Here is a 19,426-nt window from a genome sequence, read left to right as displayed (position 1 = left end):
CGTGCCCCACCTCTTCGATGCCGACGTGATCACCGCGGTTCTCCGCCACATGAACGGCGACCACACCGACGACAATCTGCTCATCGCCCGCGCCTTCGCCGAGACCGATGCCGAGATCACCGAGTCCGTCATGACGAGTTTCGACGGCGATGGCGGAGTGTGGGAGATCACCGCGGGTGGCTCCAACTCCGATCTGCGCGTGCCGTGGCCCGGCGGACCGATCGCCGACCGCCCGTCGGTGCGTCGCGAGGTCGTGGCGCTCTACGACCAGGCCTGCGCCCGCCTCGGCGTCGAGCCCCGCCCGCACGCCTGAGCGCCACGGTGACGCGTCGCCGACCCGACTTCCGTCGACTCCGGGCTTTCCTCTGAGGTAAGGCTCCCCTTACACTGAGGTCATGCCCGAGATCCTCTCCTTCTCCGCCGCCCTGCGCGAGCGCTCGTCCGGATCGCACTCCCGCAGCGAGACCGCCGGCTTCATGTCCGACCTCCTGAAGGGCGAGGGCTCACGCGAGGACTACATCTCGCTCGTCGCTCAGCACTATTTCATCTACGAGGCGCTCGAGAGCGCCGGCGACCGCATGCGCCAGGACCCGATCGCCTCGGTCTTCATCAGCGACAAGCTCACCCGCCTTCCCGCGCTCGAGGCCGACCTGGAGTTCCTCCTCGGCGCCGACTGGCGCGAGCAGATCGTGCCGCTGCCGACCACGCAGCGCTACGTCGACCGCATCCGTCAGGTCGGGGCGACCTGGGCCGGCGGCTTCGTGGCGCATCACTACACGCGCTACCTCGGCGACCTCTCCGGCGGGATCTTCATCGGTCGCGTGATGGCCCGCCGCTTCGGCTTCGAGACCAACGGCATCGGCTTCTACCTGTTCGACGACATCGCCGACCCCTCGGCCTTCAAGGACGTGTATCGCGAGCAGCTGGATGCGGCGCCGTGGGACGACGCCGAGCGCGAGCGCGTGATCGACGAGGTACTCCTCGCCTACCGCTTCAACACCGAGCTCTTCGAAGACCTCGACCGGGCGCGCGCCGCGGCCTGAGCCGGGGATCAGCCCTTCGGCAGCTCCGGCGTGGATGCCGCGAGCCAGGCGTCGCGCATGAACCGGCGCACGTCCTCATCCACCCGGATGTCGCGGGGTCGCAGCGGGCGCGAGAGATACAGCCCCTCGAGCGAGGTCAGCCGGCTCAGCGCGACATAGGTCTGCCCCGGCGCGAACGCCCCGGAACCGAGGTCGATGATCGCACGCTCATAGGTCTTGCCCTGCGACTTGTGGATCGTGACCGCCCACGCCAGCCGCAGCGGGAACTGGGTGAACTCGGCCACCACGTCACGTGACAGCTTCTTGGTGTTCTGGTCGTACGCGTACCGGAACCGCTCCCAGACGGCGGGCTCGACGTCGACCTCCTCACCGTCGATGTCGACGCGCACGGCACTGCCGATGATGCGCGTGACCGTGCCGATCGTGCCGTTCACCCAGCGCGGCGGCTCTCCGGACATCGCCGTGTCGTTGCGGAGGAACATCACCTGCGCCCCGACCTTGAGCTTGAGCTCCGACTCCGCCGGCAGCGACGCCTCGCCGCGACCGAAGTCGCCGCTGACCTCTGCCCGCGCCGTCTGCTCCTTGCCGGGCAGCGCCGCGAGGTGCCTGCTGTTGATGCTGTTCACGATGTCGTTGCGCGTGGCGAGGGTGATCATCGGCACCTCGCCCGGCTCCGGCTCCGGAGGTGTGCGGGCGCCCTGCGTGTTCAGCACCCCGGCGATCTCGGCGGTCACGCGCCCGTAGCGCACGGCGTTGAGCATCGCCTTGAATCCATCGTCGGACTGCCGATGGATCTGCACCAGCTCCCGCACGTGCAGTCGGGCGCGGGTGTCGACCTCGAACAGGCCCTCCTGATCGGACGACCCGAATCCGTGGGTCCCTGAGCCCGTCGAAGGGCCGGCCCAGACCTTCGCGTCGAAGAACCAGAACGAGCGGTAGTGGTCCTGCACGTAGCGGGCCTCGTCGCCGCGAGGAGGAACGGGCGCCAGCTGATAGGGGTCACCGAACATGACGACCTGCACGCCGCCGAACGGCTCCCCCCTGCGCCCTCTGGCCTGGCGCAGAGAGCGGTCGATCGCATCCATCAGATCGGCGTTGACCATCGAGATCTCATCGATCACAAGCGTCTCGATGGCATTGAGGATGCGACGCGTGGCATCGTTCTGATCGATGTCGGCATCGCCGATCAGACCGATCGGAAGCCGGAAGAGGGAGTGGATGGTCTGACCCTCGACGTTCAACGCCGCGACGCCGGTGGGCGCGCAGATCGCGATCTGCTTCTTGGTGTTCCAGGCGAAGTGCTGCAGCAGCGTGGACTTGCCGGTGCCGGCGCGCCCGGTGATGAAGACGTGCTCGCCGGTGTCCTCGATGAGCCGGAACAGCTCTTGCTGCTCCTCGGACAGGGCGGGAAGGGACACGGCACTCACAGGGGAAGCGGGCGGAAACGGGGCGCCACCCATGCTACGTCCCGGCATCCGCCTGCGGCCGCCGACGCTCGGCGTCCCCCCAGGACGCCCTCCTAGACTGACGCCATGGGACGGGCCGGCACGCGCGCGCCCCGGCGATCGCGCCTGGGCGTCGATCTGGCGATGCTCGCCGTCGTGGGCCTCATGCTCGTGGCCGCACTGGGCGCCGGCGGGGCGACCCTGTACCAGCAGTTCTACGGCCCGTCCGCTTTCGTGGTCCGCTATCTCGACCTGCTCTCCTCCGGCAGCGCTGCCGACGCGCTGCGCATTCCCGGGGTCGCGATCGACCGCGAGACCCTCGAGAAGGCGGGCATCGATCCGTCGGCGTCGGAGGCGATGCTCCGACGCTCGGCGCTCGCGCCCCTGACGGACGTGAAAGTGGAGTCGGAGAAGCCCGCAGACGGCGGCACCGCGGTCACCGTGAGCTACCAGGCGAGCGGTCACGCCGGCACCAGCACGTTCCTCATCGAGCAGGACGGCTGGGCGGGCGTGACCCCGAACTGGCGCTTCACCACCAGCCCGCTGGCCGTGATCGACCTCACCGTGCGGGGCGCAGACCAGTTCGCGGTGAACGGCTTCGAGGTCGACCGTCGACAGGTGTCGGTCCTCGGCCCGGAGGCGGGCGCGCTCGACCCGCTGCCGCTGCTGGTGTTCACCCCGGGGCTGTACTCGGTCACGGTCGACACCCCCATCGCGACCGCATCCGGTCACGGCGTGCTGGCCGATACGCCCCTCGCCGTCACGCCGCTCGACGTGCAGACCGAGCCGACCGAGGAGTTCGTCGAGGTCGTGCAGCAGCAGGTCGAGCAGTTCCTCACCGAGTGCACGACGCAGGAGGTGCTGCTGCCGACCGCCTGCCCGTTCGGCCTGCGGGTCACCAACCGGATCACCGCCCCGCCGAAGTGGTCCATCGCCCGCCAGCCCGAGGTCACGGTCGTCCCCGACGGAGGGCAGTGGCGGATCCCGACCACCGAGGCCGTGGCGCACGTCGACGTCGAGATCCAGTCGCTGTTCGACGGGTCGATCGCACCGCTCTCCGAGGACGTGCCCTTCCAGCTCAACGGCACGATCGTGATCCTGCCGAACGGCTCGGCGTCGATCAGGGTCGGTGCACCGGGCGAGGTCCCGGTCGACTGAGTCCCGGTCGACGGACCACCCCCGCGACGGGTCTCAGCGTCCTTCGCGCTCCACGCGGCGCTGATCGCGCTCGGCGAGGGCCGCGAGCTTGGCGTTGTACTCCTCGAGCTCGGCGTCGCCGGTGCGATCCGCGTGCCGGTCGGCCCGACGCTGCAGCTTGGTGTCGCTGCGGCTCCACTGGATGGCGACCGTGATCGCGAGGATGAGCGTCGGGATCTCGCCGATCGACCACGCGATGCCGCCGCCGACGTACTGGTCCTGCATCGGGCTCACACCCCAGTCGCGGCCCATCGCCCCGAACCAGTCCGCGACCATCAGCCCCTCCTGCATCATGATCGCGATGCCGAAGAACGCATGCATCGCCATGACGGCGATCAGCGTGATCAGGCGTCCGGGATACGGCAGCCGGTACGGAACCGGGTCGGCCCCGATGAGGCTCATCACGAACAGGTAGCCGGAGATCAGGAAGTGGATGACCATCCACTCGTGGCCGAGGTGCTCGAACATCGACCAGCGCACGAGATCGGTGAAGTAGAAGGCCCACAACGACAGGATGAAGATCGCCGCCGCGACGAACGGATGCGTGATCACGCGGGCGAAGGGAGAGTGCACCGCCCACATGATCCACTCGCGGCCACCGCGGGTGCCGTCGTCGCGCTTGTGGATCGCGCGCAGCGCGAGCGTGATCGGGGCACCGGAGACCAGCAGCAGCGGGATCGCCATCGACAGCATCATGTGCCCGAGCATGTGGATACTGAACAGGTACTCCTGGTAAGCGTTGATCGGACCGCCGGTGACCCAGACGAGCAGCAGCATCCCCAGCACCCAGAAGACAGTGCGATGGATGGGCCAGCGGTCGCCGCGCACGTGCAGGCGCCGCACGCCGGCCAAGTAGAAGAACAGTCCCAGACCCGCGGCGATCAGCCAGAGCACGTCGATGTCCCACGCCGTGAACCAGCGCTCGAGGGTGAGCTCCGGCGGCAGTTCCGACCCGGTGAGGATCTGGGCGGGCGTCTGCAGGAACGCGGTCTCGCCGGTGGGCGGAGGCGTGCGGGCCAGAGCGGCCGCGGCGCCGGAGGCCAGGCCCATCAACGCGACCTCGCACAGCACGAGCAGCCAGAACCAGCCGGCGGCGCGGGCTCCGCTGAGCTTCGGGATGAGGCGGGCACGGTACCAGGCGCCGAGCAGGCCCATGCCGCCCAGCAGCGCGACCTTGGCGAGCACGATCCAGCCGTAGGGCGTGGTCCACAGCGCGTTCCAGTCGCCGACGGCCACGATCGATCGCGTGACCCCCGAGACGGCGACCACGGCGAAGGCGGCGATCGCGAGCGACGAGTAGCGCCCGACGAGCCGCGCGGTGTCGACGTCGGCACGTCCGCGCAGCAGGATCAGCAGCAGCAGGCCGCCGAGCCAGACGGCAGCGCCGATCGTGTGCAGCAGGATCGAGTTGACCGCCATGTTGTGCCCGGCGAGATCGCCCGCATGACCCTGCGTCGCGAGCGGGAGGAAGGATGCCGCGGCGAGCAGGGCCGTGATGAGCGTGGGCGTCCACGAGCGCCAGGCGAAGGCGAGCACCGTGATGATCGCGCCGAAGAGCGTCGTGATGAGCCAGGACTGGCCGAGCGGCAGCTCCAGCAGGAAGCGCCCCAGCTGCGTGCCGAACTCGCGCTCGATGCTGAGCTTCGGGTTGAAGGCCGCCATGAAGGCGAGGAATCCGGCGAGACCCGCGGAGATCGTGAAGACCGCGGCGCCGACCGAGGCGATGTTCAGGGCGGCGTCGAACGAGCGCTCCCCCGCGCGAAGGCCGAACAGCGCCAGCACCAGCGAGCCGAGCATCACCGCGCCGGACATGTTCATCACGAGCTTGGCGATCGGCGTGCCCCAGAGCACGAACGGGCCCGGATCCTGCAGGAGCGGCGGCTTCGCGCCTCCGCCGACGAGAAGCGCGAGCGTCAGGGCGACCAGAGCCGCGACGAGGAGGATGACGATCCCGGCGATGCGATACGCCGAGATCCGACTCGTCGACTCGCTGCGGGAACTCACCCCTCCAGCCTAGGCGCGCCCGGAGGGAGGAAAGCACGAAGGCCGCCCCCGTCGGAACGGGAGCGGCCTTCGATGAGGTGCGGTCGATTACTTGACGGCAGCCTTGAGCTTGGAGCCAGCGGTCACCTTGACGCGCTTGCCGGCCGGGATCTTGATCTCGGCGCCGGTCTGCGGGTTGCGGCCCGTGCGAGCAGCGGTGTCGACCTGCTCGAAGGAGATCCAGCCCGGGATGGAGACCTTGCTGCCCTTGGCAACAGCGTCGGAGACCGTGGCGAACAGCGAGTCGAGGACACCGGAGACGGTGGCCTGGCTCTGGCCCGTGGCGCTTGCGATGCTCGCGACGAGCTCGGTCTTGGTGATGGACTTGTCAGCCATGTCATCCTCCAGCGACGAGATCCCGTCGCATCGTTGTGGGTATCGGAGCGGATGCTCCTGGTCTAGTGACCGCCTTGAATGTATCAACCACCACCCTCATTTCCGCGTCATTTCGCGGGTTTTGGGCAATTACTTGGCGTGTCGCACCACTTTTGTCACTCCAGTCACAGATTCCGGGGTCGTCAGTGCGCCCGGTGAGCGTCGATCACGGCGCCCGCCGTGCGCTCGAAGGCGGGCGCCACGCGGTTCTCCCCGTCGAGATACCCGCCGACGAGCGCGGCGTCGCGGAGCAGCACGAGCGACGCGGCGACCTCGTCCGGACGCTCGAGACCGGCCGCCGCGGCCACCTGCTGCAGCGTCGAGCGGAACCACTCCCGGTGCTCGTCGATGAGCTGCCGCACGGCTCCCTCGGCATCCCGATACTCCGCGGCCGCGTTGATGAAGGGGCAGCCCCGCGTGTGGTGTTCGCGGATGTCGGCGGCGATGCCCTGGACCACCGCATCCAGCAGCGCGTCGGGGTCGGAGACGGCCGCTCCCGCCTCGGTGAACATCGCGCGGAGCATCTCGTCCTCGTGGCCGAGGTACGCGAGCACGAGGTTCTCCTTGCCGCCGAACTGCTTGTAGAGGGTGGCGCGAGTGACCCCGGCCTCCTCGATCACGCGGTCGACGCCGACCGCGTGGATGCCCTGCTCATAGAAGAGGCGGGTGGCGGCATCGATCAGCCGGGCGCGGGCGGGGCTGGGGCGCTTCGTCGTGGTGTCCATGGTCTTCCTCTCATCGTGTCATCCGAACCCCGGCATCCGAATCCGATTTGCCGATTTCAGGGAATAGGGTGCGGTAGATAGAACGTTCGGTCTACTATCAGCGTAACGCACTTCCGATCAGCGGGAGCCGAACAGAGAGAAGAAGATCATGAACACCGCCGACAAGACCCCCATCGTCCTGATCCACGGCCTGTGGATGACCCCCGCCAGCTGGAACACCTGGGCCGAGCGCTTCCGCGCCCAGGGCCACGAGGTCATCGTCCCGGGATGGCCGGGCATCGACGACCGCTCCGTCGAGGACGTCCGCCGCGACCCGTCCGCCCTGAAGGGCATCGGCCTGAAGCAGATCGTCGACCACTACGAGCGCATCATCCGCGCGCTCCCCGTGAAGCCGATCGTCATGGGCCACTCCTTCGGCGGGGTCATCACGCAGATGCTCGCCGACCGCGGAGTCGGAGCGGCGTACGTGGGGGTTGCCCCCGGACAGCCCGCCGGCATCACCACCCTGCCGTTGTCGACGCTGTGGACCGGCACCCCGATCCTCGCGAACCCCTTCGGCCGCAACGGCGCCAAGCCCCTGTCGAAGCGCCACTTCCACTTCACGTTCGGCAACGACCTGAGCCGCGCCGAGTCCGACCGCCTCTGGGAGGATTCCGCCGTGAACTCCTACAACCGGGTCTTCTTCGAGGGCGTCGCCTCCGCGTTCAACGAGAAGGGCGGCGTCACCCACGTCGACTATGCGCGCACCGACCGGGCTCCGCTATACGTGATCACGGGCGAGATCGACCACGTCGTGCCGCCGGCCATCGGTCGCGCGATCGTGCAGAAGTACCGCTCCACGGGCAGCCCCGCCGTCGTCGACTACAAGGAGTACCCCGGACGCACCCACCGCCTCGTCAGCCAGGACGGCTGGGAGGAGATCGCCGACGAGGCCCTCGCCTGGGCCGTCGCGCACACCACCACACCTGTCGCATGACGCCGGGTTGTGCCGGCGCTGGGGGCTGGGGAGGTGCTGGGGGGCTGGGTCATGGCGCCTCGTGCAGCGTCAGCAACTGCCCGCACAGAATGAAGGAGATCTCACGGAATGAAGGAGTGGATACTGCATCCGCTCCTTCATTCCGTGAGATCTCCTTCGCGTCGTGCGTGGGGATGCGCAGGCGAGTGGATGGTCAGGCCTGGTGGATGCTCAGGTGAGGAGGATGCTCAGGCTGGGGTGCTCAGGCGAGGTGCGCGCCCTGAGCGACGGCCTCCATGATCACCGACTGCACCTCGGACCAACGCTGCATGACCTGCTCATAGCTGAAACGAAGCACGCGGTAGCCGCGAATCATCAGCTGCGCGTCATGCGCGATGTCCTTGGTCCGCTGCTCGCCCGCGTGCGTCGCCCCGTCGATCTGGATGACCAGCCGATCCCCGATGAGCAGGTCCACCCGCCGGTCGATGCACCAGGCCTGGGGCAGCATCCGAAGCCCCAGCCAGCGAAGCCGGTGGATGACGATGGTCTCCAGTCCCGAGTCGGCGAACGGTCGCGCCCGTTCGAGGACCGCTCGGGCCGGCGGTGGAAGGTCGAGACCACGAAGCTGCTCGCGGTCGACGACCCCCTTGTTCATGGCCGACTCCCAGACGACGAGCGCCGTCTCGAACGGCTGGCACTGAGCGACCAGGGCGAGGGCGTTCAGCAGCTCATCCACCGTCGCGTCGAGTGGCCGCCGGACGACCGGCCTCGACCAGTGCACGACGACGTGTGCCGGCACTCGGATCCGCGCGGCATTCGGTCGGGCAACGACATGCAGTGCGGGCTTCTCGGGAACCCAGAGCCCCAGTCGGGCGGCAGCGGTCACACAGCTCAGCACCACGCCGTGCGCGACCGCGCCGACCACTTTCGGATCGGCTTCCGGGAGCGCCACCCATCCCTGCCGCACTGTCGAGATCTCGCGCCGCTCCTTCGACCGCCGAAGCGCGTGCGCGCTGACCCCGGCTGCTCGGAGAGCCCGCACCGGCGCGACTCCCCCACGACGCCTCAGTTCATCCACGGGATCCATCGAACGATCCTGCCGCCGAAGAGCAGCCGCATGTCGCCGCGGTCCCGGCATGCGGTCAGACTTTCCCCAGCGCAGGGCCCGGTGCAGGAGAACAGCGCCGGCATCCGCAGGTCTGCTCGCCTCCTCGTCTGCTCGCATCCCCCACCCCTCTCGAAACGAAGGAGATCTCACGGAATGAAGGAGTGGATGCGGCATCCGCTCCTTCATTTCGTGAGATCTCCTTCAGAACGTGAGGGACCCGGGAACAGAGCAAGCCCAGGAACACAGAAAGCCCGGGAACGCGAAAGGGGCGAGGATCCGAAGATCCTCGCCCCTTCTGTCTGCTGAGTCTTACCAGCTGGACTTGGTCACGCCGGGCAGCTCGCCACGGTGTGCCATGTCACGGAAGCGGACACGCGAGATGCCGAACTTCGTGAGGACACCGCGGGGGCGGCCGTCGATGACGTCGCGCGAACGCACGCGAGCCGGCGACGCGTTGCGCGGCAGCTTCTGCAGGCCGACGCGTGCGGCCTCGCGGGCCTCGTCGGTGGCGTTCGGGTCGACCAGGGTCTTCTTCAGCTCGGCGCGACGCTCGGCGTAACGCTCGACGATGACCTTGCGCTGCTCGTTGCGAGCGATCTTGCTCTTCTTAGCCATTGATCAACGCTCCTCTCGGAATTCGACGTGCTGACGGATGACCGGGTCGTACTTCTTGAGCACGAGGCGGTCGGGGGTGTTGCGGCGGTTCTTCTTGGTCACGTACGTGTATCCCGTACCTGCCGTCGAACGCAGCTTGATGATCGGACGTACGTCCTGAGCCTTCTTGGCCATTAGAGCTTCACACCCTTCGCCTGGAGGTCCTTGACCACGTTCTCGATGCCACGGACGTCGATCACCTTGATGCCCTTGGCGGACACGTTGAGCGTGATCTTACGACCGAGCGACGGAACGAAATACGTCTTCTTCTGCACGTTCGGGTCGAAGCGGCGCTTCGTCCGGCGGTGCGAGTGCGAGACATTGTGTCCGAAGCCGGGAACAGCTCCGGTCACCTGGCACACTGCTGCCATGATGTGACTCCTTCTATACCGTGAGGCCGGACGGCCTCACCCAAGATCCCTTGTCTGCACGCCACGGGCCCTTCGACAAGCTCTGGGACCTCGCGGCACGCGAACTGCGCACAGGAGTGTGCGCAGACAAAGAGTCAGTTTAGCACGGGCGGAGTGCCAGGAACGGCCGCAGCCTCGGCGGCACCGCGACCCCAGCGGAACGGCGACACCGTGGGGTCGCCGTCGATCCAGAAACGCCAGGGGAACGCATGCGTACCGGCGACTCCCGCGACACCGACCCGCGGCCCGCTCACCACGTCGTCCCGCGGTTCGCCCAGCCACAGCTCCGCCCGCGCCCCGTGCAGCCGCTCCCCCGTCACCGCATCGATCCCGTCGTGCAGAGGATGCCGCAACCCGACGGCCTGACCGAGACGCCCCGGCCCCCGGGCGAGGTCGCGAAGAGCGATACGCCCGAGAGGCAGCGCCGCACCCCGCCGCCCCGCCGCGGCATCCGCTCCGGACACGACCTCACCGGCACGCAGCAGCACGCCGTCACCCTGCCCCTCGGGCCCGCACACGACGTTGACGCACGAGTGGATGCCGTGGCTCAGGTACACGTACAGGTGCCCGGGCTCGCCCCACATCGTGGCATTGCGGGCGGTCGGCCCCATCCGCGCATGCGACCCCGGGTCCGCGATCTCCCCGGTACCCCGACCGTGATAGGCCTCGACCTCGGTGATGCGCAGCCGCACCTCGACCGGTTCCGTGTCATCGGGGCCGTCGACGAACGTGCGCAGTTCCGCCCCGAGGAGTCGCGGTGCCACGTCGACCGCGGAGCCCCTCAGATCGGCGCGGTCGGCACGGCGCAGACCATCGCGCGTCGACATGTCAGAACCGCGGAGCCGTCTGGCACCAGGAGACGTCGAAGCCGGTGAGGGCGACCATCTCCTTGCCCGACTCCATGTCGATCAGGTGCGTCTCGACGTTCTCGGGCAGCGGGAGCAGCATCCCGTCGTACGGGTTGCTCGCCAGTTCGGGCGCGATCACGACGGCCGCGTACTGGCCGCTCGGCGACGCGCACGCCTGCAGGATCGAATCCGCCGAGCTGACCTCGACCAGCGGAGTCGCCTTGCCGTCGTCGTCGACGCGGATCACCGCCTGCCCGACCGGAAGCCCCGCATCGTCGCGCGAGACCACGTGCCGCAGCGTGCCGCCCGGGTAGGGCGTGATCGACGAGGCCGTGCCGTAGTCGGGATCGGATGCCGCGAGCGGCTCCTCGGATCCGTCGGCGAGGTTGAGTTCCACCACCGTGGCGTCGAGCCGCTCGACGATCGCCGTGTACGTGCCCCGGGAAATGCCCTGGATGGTCGCGGCGAGCCCGAGGGACTGCACCCCCGCGTCGGTGGAGCGGTCGACGAGCGAGAGCGCTCCGTCGAAGTCGATGAACAGCACGGCGGCGCTGTCGGGCACGAACTGCCAGACGAACACGCTCGCCTCTTTGCCCGCGACCTCGATGATCTGAGGGTCGTCCTTGCCGTTCAGCGACTGCGTGACCAGCACGCTCGCTCGCCCCTCGTCGTCGCTCAGCTCACGGTCGGAGTAGCTGTAGCCGACGAGGCCGCCGCGCTCGGAGACCTGGATCGCGCCCACGTAGCCGTCGCCCGGGAGTTTCAGCTCGCGCTGGTTCTCCCCATCACGATCCATCACGAGCAGCCGGGACCCCTCGTCCTCCTCGACCGCGACGACGAGCTGGTTCGAGGTCGCGCGGAAGTCGTTGATCTTGTCGTGCTCGTAGACCGCCACCCCGTCGCCCTTGAGGTCGGTGAGGAAGATCTTGTCCTTGCCGTCGACGTCGCGGCGCAGGATGAAGATGTGGGACGCCGGGGTCTCGAAACTCGTCGTCAGCGTCGTCGACGGACCTCCGCCGGCACCGGTGACATCGGCGACACGGACCGTGTACTTCGTGGAGTCGTCGAGCGGAACCGTGAAGCGGACGCCGACGCCGCGCCCCGATGCGTCGACCGTGAACGGCACGGCCGGCTCGACGGAGACCTGCTCGGGATCGATCGGCGCGAGGGCCTGATTCGCCGTGAGGATGACCCTGCTTCCGGACGACTCGATCGCCTGCGCGGCATCCACCTGCACCTCGCTGACCCGTGGCCCCTGCAGGAGACTCACGATGCCGAAGCCGGTGCCCACGAGCACCAGGACGCCGAGGACCGCACCGATAGTGAGGAGGAAACCGCGTGACGTCGCGGGAGTGCGTGCGGGCTCCTCTGCGGACGGACCACGGGAGTCGGTCGGAGCGGATGCTTCTTCGCGCGCGGCCTCGGCCTCGAGCTCGGCCTCGGGCTCTCCGGCGACGGGAACCGAACCGGCGGGAGTGGCGCCGATGACGACGGGCGCCGTGGGGACGGGCACGGAGGGGAGTGCCGTCGCCTCAGCGTCTTCCCGCGCAGCGGCCTCGAAGGCGGCCATCTTGCGGGCAGCGGCTTCCTGCTCGGCGACCTCGCGATCACCCGCCTCGCGGACCGCGGCTTCGCGAGCGGCGGCCTCCCGAGCGGCGGCTTCGCGAGCGGCGGCCTCACGCGCAGACGTCTCGCCCGCATCGGCACGCGGCTCGTCGACGCTCGGCTCGGTCTCATGGTGCGTCGCGAGCGCGCGGTCGATCCGTTCGGCCTCGGCCGCCTCGGCTGCTTCTCTGGCCGCGCGCATCTCCGCACGGGTCTGCGGAACGGCGGGCACCTCGGGGCGATCGTCGTCAGTACTCATACGGATCCCCCGGCTCGTCGATCGCGACGACATCGGTCGGCTCGATGCGGAGCTTTCCGTCGGCGTCCGCCCGCACGGTGCCGGTGATCTCGACCCACTGGCCGGTCGCATAGTCTTCCGGGTCGACGTCGACGGGCAGCGCAGCGGTCTGCGCGTCGATCACGCAGTGCGTGATGACCAGTCGCGTGAGGTTCACGCCGTCATCGCCCGATGAGTCGGGCGTCACGAAGCCCGTGAGCGTCACGGGTGCACCGTCATAGGCGGCGGTGTTCGTGGACGCGGCGAAGACGCTCGCCCAGTCGCCCACGCCGAAAGTGGACGTGTCGGCGACCCCGAGCGCGACCGTGTCGGCCCCTGCGAACAGGGCGCTCTGCTCCCCCGCGCGCGACATCGCGAGCTCGACCGACAGCGAGGCGGGCGGCAGCACGAGGGCGGCTGCCACGACACCCGTGGCGATCACACCGCCCGCGACGGCTCCGACACCCGCGAGCGAGCGTCGACGGGATGCGGTGGGCGAGCCATGATCCGTGTCATCGACGGCATCCGACGTTTCCGGAGCAGGCCCGTGGTCGTGTCCGTGGTCGCCCTCCTCGCCCAATGGGAGGGTGCAGGACCAGATCGCCCCGGCGAGCGTGACGACCGCGGCGGTGCACGCGAACCACACCGACTCGGGGCTGATGTAGAGGTTGAGGCGCCCGGTGAGGCCGAGTCCGAGTGTGACGACAGAGATCACGGCCGCGAGGCCCACACCCAGCCAGCGGGTGCCGAGCGCGCGCGCACGGGCGAGGGTCTGCTCAGACAAGGACGTTCACCCCGATTCCGATGGCGAAAGCCGAGGCGAGGACGATGCCGACGATGCCGACGAGAGTACGACCGGTGAAGGTGGTGCGCATGAGCGCGAGCATCTTGATGTCGACGAGCGGGCCGACCAGGAGGAAGGCGACGATGGCACCGGACGAGAACGTCGACGCGAACGACAGCGCGAAGAAGGCGTCGACGTTCGAGCAGATCGCGACGGTCATCGCCAGGATCATCATCGCGACGATCGACAGCACCGGGTTCGACCCGATCGCCAGCAGCCACTCGCGCGGGATGAGCACCTGCACGGCTCCCGCGAGCGCCGAGCCGATCACCAGCGCCGGCATCACGGCACGCAGCTCGACGAGGAACTGCGTGAGACTGCGCCGCACCGGCGTGCCGGGCTCGTGCGTCACGCGGTCGCACGTGTCGACGAAGCGCTGCGTGAGCATGCCGTCGGGGTCGGGGTGGCGGCTGTAGATCCAGCCGATCAGGTTCGCGATCAGGTAGCCGCCGACGAGACGGGCGACCAGGATGCCGCCGTCCCAGCCGAACGCCGCATGCGTGGTGAGGATCACGATCGGGTTCACGATGGGCGCCGCGATGAGGAAGGTCATCGCCTCGGCAGGAGCGAGCCCGCGCATCATCAGCCCGCGGGCGAAGGGCACGTTGCCGCACTCGCACACCGGGATCAGCATGCCGAGCAGCGACAGCACGGCACGGCGAGCCCATGCCCGCCGGGGCAGCCAGCGGTGGATGACGTCGGCCGGCAGCCACACCTGCACCACGATCGACAGCAGCACGCCGAGGATCACGAACGGCAGCGCCTCGATCAGGACGCTCAGCGCGAGGGTGAGGCCGTCCTGCGCGCGGGTCGGGAGAGCTGCGGGGAAGAGCTTCGGAAGGAAGGCGTCGATCAGGAACAGCGCCGCGATGATGACGGCGCCGAGGCCGACGCCGATCCATGCCGATCGGGGCGAGGGTGCCGGGCGATGGGAGTGGCCGTGACGGGTCGCCGTTGCTGCGGAGGGGCTCACGCGGACGCGGCCCTCTCGGCGTCGCGCTTGTTCGTGCACGGCGTGCACAGCCCGAAGATGTCGACCACGTGCGCGGCATCCGTGAATCCGTGCAGCGCCGCGGTGCGGTGCGCCCACTGCTCGACGTCCTTGGCCTCGATCTCGACCGTCAGGCCGCAGGACCGGCAGATGAGGTGGTGGTGGTGACCCTGTGTCGTGCAGGCACGGTAGAGCGCCTCGCCCTCAGGACTCTGCAGCGAATCGGCGTCGCCGGATGCGGCGAGGCCGGCGAGCGCGCGGTACACCGTGGCCAGGCCGATACCCGTGTTGTCGTCGCGCAGCGAGGCGTGCAGGTTCTGCGCGCTCACGAAACCGCGCGCGTCGGCGAGTGCTTCGCGCACGCGTTCGCGCTGCCAGGTGTTCCGCTGAGCCATACGAAGAGTCTAGGCCGCGGGGGTTGGCGACGGCTGGGAGTGGATTTCAGGCTGCGACACGCCGCACCCTGGCGCGCGACTTCTGCACGATCCAGCACACGACGTAGATGGTGAACGACAGCGTCGTGATGTATGGGCTGACCGGCAGCGTGCCGGCGAGGGCGAGCAGGATGCCGCCGACGGCCGAGACGAATCCGAACAGCGCCGACAGCAGCGGCACGGCGATGGGGCCGGCTGTGACCCGCATCGCGGCGGCGGCGGGTGTGACCAGCAGCGCCATCACCAGCAGCGCGCCGATGATGTGCACGCTCACCGCGACGATGAGACCCAGCAGCACCATGAACAGCAGGCTCACGGCGCGGGTGGGCACTCCGCGGGCGGCCGCCGATTCCGGGTCGAGCGAGTCGAAGCGCAGCGGGTTCCACATCACGAGCAGCCCGATCAGCACGACCATGCTGATGCCGATGAGCCAGCCGAGGTCGGGGCTCGACACCGAGACGATCTGCCCGGTCAGCAGGCTGAACCGGTTGGCGCTGCGGCCGTCGTAGAGGGAGAGGAACAGGATGCCGAGGCCCAGGCCGAACGGCATCAGCACTCCGACGATCGAGTTCCGGTCCCTGGCCTTGGCGCCGAGGATGCCGATCAGGATCGCCGCGACGAGGGCGCCCGCCAACGAGCCGAACACCACGCTGCCGCCGAACAGCAGGGCAGCTGCGGCACCCGCGAACGACAGCTCGCTCACGCCGTGCACCGCGAAGGCCAGGTCACGCTGCATCACGAAGACGCCGATCAGACCGCCGACGATGCCCAGGACGGCGCCCGCGATGATCGAGTTCGAGAGCAGGGCGACGAGCTCGCCGTAGTCCTGGAAGGAGAAGACGTCGCTCCAGTCGACCATCGGCACCAGGGCCGCGGAGACGCTCATGCCGCTCCTCCGTGCTCGTGGTGGTCGCCGTGGTCGTGGTGCGGCTCGGCATCCGGCACACCGACGACGACCAGCCGGTCGCCCGCGCGGAGCACGAACACCGGGGTGCCGTAGAGGTCGCTGAGCACGCGGGTCTGCAGCACCTCATCCGGAGTACCCAGGAGGAACCGGCCGCCGGCGATGTAGAGGATGCGGTCGACGCGGCCGAGGATCGGGTTGATGTCGTGCGTGACGAACAGCACCGCCGCCTCGCGCTCACGGCGCTGGCGGTCGATGATGTCGGTCACGGCGAGCTGGTTGGCGAGGTCGAGGTTCGACAGCGGCTCGTCGCACAGCAGCAGCGCCGGCTCGTCGGCGAGAGCCTGTCCCACCCGCAACCGCTGCTGCTCGCCACCGGAGAGCAGGCCGACACGACGATCGGCGAAGTGCGAGGCGCCCACCGCTTCGAGCAGCCGGTCGACCTTGGCGCGGTCACCGCGGTGCGGGACCGGGAACCCGAATCGGCTCCCGCTGACGCCGAGACCCACCAGATCCCGAGCTCGCATGCTGGTGTCGGGAGCGAGGTTGCGCTGCTGCGGGATGTACCCGATGCGGGAGTTGCCGCGGTGCACAGGCTCCCCCGCGACGCGGATCGACCCGGAGGACAGCGGCTGCAGGCCGAGGATGCTGCGCAGCAGCGTGGTCTTGCCCGACCCGGACGGGCCGAGCACCGCGATGAACTCGCCGGGCTGCACCGTCAGGTCGAGCCCTGACCAGAGTTCGCGATCCCCGCGGTGGAGTGCGGCGTCGGAGATCTCGAGGACCGGAGCGCCCCCGCTCACGGCTGGACGGCGGCGGCGAGGCTCTGGATCGCGTCACTCATCCACTCAGAGTACGACGATCCGTCCTCGAGCAGCTCCGTGAAGGCGACGACGGGGATGCCGGCATCCTTCGCGGCAGCCTCCACCCGCTCGGTCTCCGCCCCGCCGGTCTGCGCGTTGGTCAGCAGAGCCGTGGCCTTACCGTCTTCGATCACCGTGAGCGCCTCGAGCAGCACAGCGGGCGCGACATCACTGCCCTCCTCGACCGACTCGGCGAATCCCTCGGGGGTGACGTCGGTCAGGCCGGCGGCGGCGGCGAGGTAGCCGGGCAGCGGTTCGGTCATGAAGACCGTGCCCCCTGCGGCATCCGTCTTGATGGTCTCGAGGTCGGCCTCGAAGCCCTCCAGGTCGGCGATGAGGTCGTCGGCGTTGGCGGCGAACTCCTTCGCCCCGTCGGGGTCGAGCTCGGACAGCTCGTCGGAGATCGCCTCGACGACATGGATCATGGTGTGCGGGTCGAACCAGACGTGCTCGTTGAAGCCCTCGATGTGGTTGTGGCCCTCGTGACCCTCTTCGCCCTCGGCATGGTCGTGGTCGTGGGACTCGTCCTCGGCATGGTCGTGCTCGGCCTCGCCCTCGTGCCCCTCGTTGCCGGGGAAGTCGTGCGAGAACTCGACCGCCGTGACGACGTGCGGGTCGTTCGCGTCCTGCAGCAGGGTGTCGATGAAGGCGTCGTACCCGCCGCCGTTCTCGATCACCAGATCGGCCTTCTGCACCGTGAGGCGGTCGCGCGCAGTCGCCTCGTAGGAGTGCGGGTCCTGCGACGCCGAGGTGATGAGCGACTCGACGTCGACGCGGTCCCCGCCGATCGTCGCGGCGATGTCGCCGTAGACGTTGGTGCTCGCGACGACCGTGATGGTGCCGTCGTCGCCCTCTCCCGCTGCCGGGGTGGTGGAGCATCCGGCCAGCGTGAGAGCGGCGACGGATGCGAGGGCGAGGGCGACGACGGGCTTCTTCATGGGTCTCACTCTAAACGCTAATGAGAACCATTATCAAATCGCCTGGTTCAGCTCAATCGAGCAGCCCTGCCGGGGCGACCCACGCGGTGGCCTCGGCAGGAAGAGCGGAGCCGGTGAGCGGAGCGCTCGACAGCACGACGCCCGCGGCATCCGCACCGAGGTCGAACGACTCGGTGCCGAAGTTCGTCACGATCTGCCATCCGTTCGGGCGGGCGAAGCGCAGCACGTCGGCGCGTCCGGTGTCGATCCACTCCAGCGTCTCGCCGGTCTGCAGCAGGTGCCTCAGGCGCAGCGCCTCGCGGTACAGCGACAGTGTCGACGACGGGTCGGCGGCCTCGACGTCGACGGCGTACTCGGCGAACCAGGCCGGCTGCGGCAGGTGCGCGCCCTCCGCGCCGAAGCCGTACGAGGAACCGCCGGCGGTCCAGGGCAGCGGCACGCGGCATCCGTCCCGGCCGAGACCGTCGAAGTCGGCGCCGCGGAAGAATCCGGGATCCTGACGCTGCTCCGGTGTGATCTCGGCCACCTCGTGCAGACCGAGCTCCTCTCCCTGGTACAGGTATGTGCTGCCGGGCAGGCCGAGCAGCAGCAGGGTCGCGGCGTGCGCCCTGCGGAGTCCGCCCTCGCGATCGAGGCCTTCTGCCGGACCGCCCGCCTTGACCCACTCGGTGCCCTGCTTCACCGCGCGCCCGTGCAGCGGAGCGAGCCCGTAGCGCGTGGCGTGACGGGTGACATCGTGGTTCGAGAGCACCCAGGTCGTCGAAGACCCGGTGGCCTGCGCCTGCTCGAGGTTGTCGACGATGATCTCGCGGAACTGCGTCGCATCGAAGTCGGCGACCAGCAGATCGAAGTTGAACGCCTGCCCCAGCCCCTCGGCGGAGGCGTAGCGCGCGCGGCGCTCCGGGGTGTCGACCCAGGCCTCGGCGACGGCCGTGCGCGGCGGGTCGTACTCGTCGAAGACCCGGCGCCACTCGGCGTAGATCTCGTGCACGTCGTCGCGGTCGATCATCGGATGGGTCCCCGAGGTGCGGTCCATCGCGTCGAGCTCGACCCGGCTCGGCAGCGGATCCCTCAGATCCTTCGTGAGCATGTGGGCGACGTCGATGCGGAACCCGTCGACTCCGCGATCGGACCAGAAGCGCAGGGTCTTCAGGAAGTCCTCGCGCACCTCCGGGTTGTCCCAATCGAGGTCGGGCTGCTCCTTCGCGAAGTTGTGCAGGTACCACTGGCCGTCCTCGACCCGCTCCCATGCGCTGCCGCCGAACACCGACACCCAGTCGGTGGGAGGCTCGGACCCGTCGGGGCCGGTGCCCTCGCGGAAGATGTACCGTCCGCGCGCAGCCGAGCCGCGACCGGCGGCCAGCGCCTCCTGGAACCACGCGTGCTGGTCCGAGGTGTGATTCGGCACGATGTCGACGACGACGTGGATGCCGCGCGCGTGCAGCGCCTCGACCATCGCATCGAAGTCGGCGAGGGTCCCCAGGCGCGGGTCGACGTCGCGGTAGTCGGCGACGTCGTAGCCACCGTCGGCGAGCTCCGAGGGATAGAACGGGCTCAGCCAGACCGCGTCGATGCCCAGCTCGGCGAGGTAGTCGACACGGGAGACGATGCCCGGGATGTCGCCGATCCCGTCGCCGTTCGCGTCGGCGAAGCTGCGGGGGTAGATCTGGTACACGGCGGCCTGGCGCCACCATGCAGCCGTCCTGTCGTCCTCGCGGGTCTCGGTGAGAAGCGAATCGGTCATGAGGGGTGGGTACTCCTTCTTCT

Annotated in this window: 21 protein-coding genes; 4 read left to right on the top strand and 17 right to left on the bottom strand. The window is 69.1% G+C overall.

Annotation, left to right across the window (positions count from 1 at the left end; all coding sequences use genetic code 11):
* Window position 1 precedes the first annotated feature (1 nt).
* Window positions 2–313, top strand: a complete 312-nt coding sequence (locus tag AC6CHX_RS08695) for a DUF2470 domain-containing protein (RefSeq protein ID WP_498272471.1) — start codon at window positions 2–4, stop codon at window positions 311–313.
* 82 nt (window positions 314–395) lie between these two features.
* Complete coding sequence (locus AC6CHX_RS08690) at window positions 396–1,043, top strand: biliverdin-producing heme oxygenase (RefSeq protein WP_029264391.1); 648 nt, start codon at window positions 396–398, stop codon at window positions 1,041–1,043.
* Between the two features lie 8 nt (window positions 1,044–1,051).
* On the opposite strand, the gene AC6CHX_RS08685 is transcribed toward AC6CHX_RS08690, so the two are convergent.
* Window positions 1,052–2,461 carry an ATP-dependent DNA helicase gene (locus tag AC6CHX_RS08685; RefSeq protein ID WP_498272734.1) on the bottom strand — a complete coding sequence of 470 codons (1,410 nt, stop codon included), beginning with the start codon at window positions 2,459–2,461 and terminating at the stop codon, window positions 1,052–1,054.
* A gap of 114 nt (window positions 2,462–2,575) precedes the next feature.
* Between AC6CHX_RS08685 and AC6CHX_RS08680 the strand changes: the two genes are divergently transcribed.
* Window positions 2,576–3,646 carry a hypothetical protein gene (locus AC6CHX_RS08680; RefSeq protein ID WP_498272470.1) on the top strand — a complete coding sequence of 357 codons (1,071 nt, stop codon included), beginning with the start codon at window positions 2,576–2,578 and terminating at the stop codon, window positions 3,644–3,646.
* A gap of 33 nt (window positions 3,647–3,679) precedes the next feature.
* Here the strand turns inward: AC6CHX_RS08680 and AC6CHX_RS08675 are convergent, their stop codons facing one another.
* The 3 genes from AC6CHX_RS08675 to AC6CHX_RS08665 form a co-directional block, all read right to left on the bottom strand.
* Window positions 3,680–5,689, bottom strand: coding sequence for a bifunctional copper resistance protein CopD/cytochrome c oxidase assembly protein (locus AC6CHX_RS08675; protein WP_498272469.1), 2,010 nt, complete (start codon window positions 5,687–5,689; stop codon window positions 3,680–3,682).
* Window positions 5,690–5,776: 87 nt separating this feature from the next.
* Window positions 5,777–6,064 carry an HU family DNA-binding protein gene (locus tag AC6CHX_RS08670; protein WP_017203554.1) on the bottom strand — a complete coding sequence of 96 codons (288 nt, stop codon included), beginning with the start codon at window positions 6,062–6,064 and terminating at the stop codon, window positions 5,777–5,779.
* 182 nt (window positions 6,065–6,246) lie between these two features.
* Window positions 6,247–6,828, bottom strand: a complete 582-nt coding sequence (locus AC6CHX_RS08665; protein WP_498272468.1) for a TetR/AcrR family transcriptional regulator — start codon at window positions 6,826–6,828, stop codon at window positions 6,247–6,249.
* 148 nt (window positions 6,829–6,976) lie between these two features.
* Here AC6CHX_RS08665 and AC6CHX_RS08660 point away from each other — a divergent pair, with 148 nt between their 5' ends.
* Window positions 6,977–7,804 carry an alpha/beta hydrolase gene (locus AC6CHX_RS08660; protein ID WP_498272467.1) on the top strand — a complete coding sequence of 276 codons (828 nt, stop codon included), beginning with the start codon at window positions 6,977–6,979 and terminating at the stop codon, window positions 7,802–7,804.
* Between the two features lie 241 nt (window positions 7,805–8,045).
* On the opposite strand, the gene AC6CHX_RS08655 is transcribed toward AC6CHX_RS08660, so the two are convergent.
* The 13 genes from AC6CHX_RS08655 to AC6CHX_RS08595 form a co-directional block, all read right to left on the bottom strand.
* Complete coding sequence (locus AC6CHX_RS08655) at window positions 8,046–8,870, bottom strand: endonuclease domain-containing protein (protein ID WP_498272466.1); 825 nt, start codon at window positions 8,868–8,870, stop codon at window positions 8,046–8,048.
* Window positions 8,871–9,200: 330 nt separating this feature from the next.
* The gene (gene rpsN / locus AC6CHX_RS08650; protein ID WP_017829734.1) at window positions 9,201–9,506 is read right to left on the bottom strand and encodes a 30S ribosomal protein S14; all 306 of its coding nucleotides are present in this window, start codon (window positions 9,504–9,506) and stop codon (window positions 9,201–9,203) included.
* Between the two features lie 3 nt (window positions 9,507–9,509).
* Window positions 9,510–9,680 carry a 50S ribosomal protein L33 gene (gene rpmG / locus AC6CHX_RS08645; protein ID WP_017203558.1) on the bottom strand — a complete coding sequence of 57 codons (171 nt, stop codon included), beginning with the start codon at window positions 9,678–9,680 and terminating at the stop codon, window positions 9,510–9,512.
* Window positions 9,680–9,916: a 50S ribosomal protein L28 gene (gene rpmB, locus AC6CHX_RS08640; RefSeq protein WP_017203559.1), complete on the bottom strand. Its 237-nt coding sequence runs from the start codon at window positions 9,914–9,916 to the stop codon at window positions 9,680–9,682. Before rpmB ends, rpmG begins: the two co-directional genes overlap by 1 nt.
* 134 nt (window positions 9,917–10,050) lie before the next feature.
* Window positions 10,051–10,782: a DNA-3-methyladenine glycosylase gene (locus AC6CHX_RS08635; RefSeq protein ID WP_498272465.1), complete on the bottom strand. Its 732-nt coding sequence runs from the start codon at window positions 10,780–10,782 to the stop codon at window positions 10,051–10,053.
* A 1-nt stretch (window position 10,783) separates the two neighbouring features.
* Entirely contained in the window at window positions 10,784–12,667 is a 1,884-nt protein-coding gene (locus AC6CHX_RS08630) for a hypothetical protein (protein WP_498272464.1), read from the bottom strand.
* Window positions 12,657–13,469, bottom strand: a complete 813-nt coding sequence (locus AC6CHX_RS08625; RefSeq protein WP_498272463.1) for a TIGR03943 family putative permease subunit — start codon at window positions 13,467–13,469, stop codon at window positions 12,657–12,659. The genes AC6CHX_RS08630 and AC6CHX_RS08625 overlap by 11 nt, the downstream gene beginning before the upstream one ends.
* On the bottom strand, window positions 13,462–14,502 hold the full coding sequence (locus AC6CHX_RS08620) for a permease (RefSeq protein WP_498272462.1): 1,041 nt from the start codon (window positions 14,500–14,502) through the stop codon (window positions 13,462–13,464). The genes AC6CHX_RS08625 and AC6CHX_RS08620 overlap by 8 nt, the downstream gene beginning before the upstream one ends.
* Window positions 14,499–14,915, bottom strand: a complete 417-nt coding sequence (locus tag AC6CHX_RS08615; RefSeq protein ID WP_136041922.1) for a Fur family transcriptional regulator — start codon at window positions 14,913–14,915, stop codon at window positions 14,499–14,501. Before AC6CHX_RS08615 ends, AC6CHX_RS08620 begins: the two co-directional genes overlap by 4 nt.
* A gap of 46 nt (window positions 14,916–14,961) precedes the next feature.
* Window positions 14,962–15,813 carry a metal ABC transporter permease gene (locus tag AC6CHX_RS08610; protein WP_498272733.1) on the bottom strand — a complete coding sequence of 284 codons (852 nt, stop codon included), beginning with the start codon at window positions 15,811–15,813 and terminating at the stop codon, window positions 14,962–14,964.
* Between the two features lie 23 nt (window positions 15,814–15,836).
* Entirely contained in the window at window positions 15,837–16,661 is an 825-nt protein-coding gene (locus AC6CHX_RS08605; RefSeq protein WP_498272461.1) for a metal ABC transporter ATP-binding protein, read from the bottom strand.
* Window positions 16,658–17,659: a metal ABC transporter solute-binding protein, Zn/Mn family gene (locus AC6CHX_RS08600; RefSeq protein ID WP_498272460.1), complete on the bottom strand. Its 1,002-nt coding sequence runs from the start codon at window positions 17,657–17,659 to the stop codon at window positions 16,658–16,660. The genes AC6CHX_RS08605 and AC6CHX_RS08600 overlap by 4 nt, the downstream gene beginning before the upstream one ends.
* Window positions 17,660–17,711: 52 nt before the next feature.
* Entirely contained in the window at window positions 17,712–19,403 is a 1,692-nt protein-coding gene (locus tag AC6CHX_RS08595) for a glycoside hydrolase family 13 protein (protein ID WP_498272459.1), read from the bottom strand.
* Window positions 19,404–19,426: the final 23 nt, after the last annotated feature.

This window comes from Microbacterium sp. GQ128 (assembly GCF_059758615.1).
This window is presented reverse-complemented; position numbering and strand designations above follow the sequence as displayed.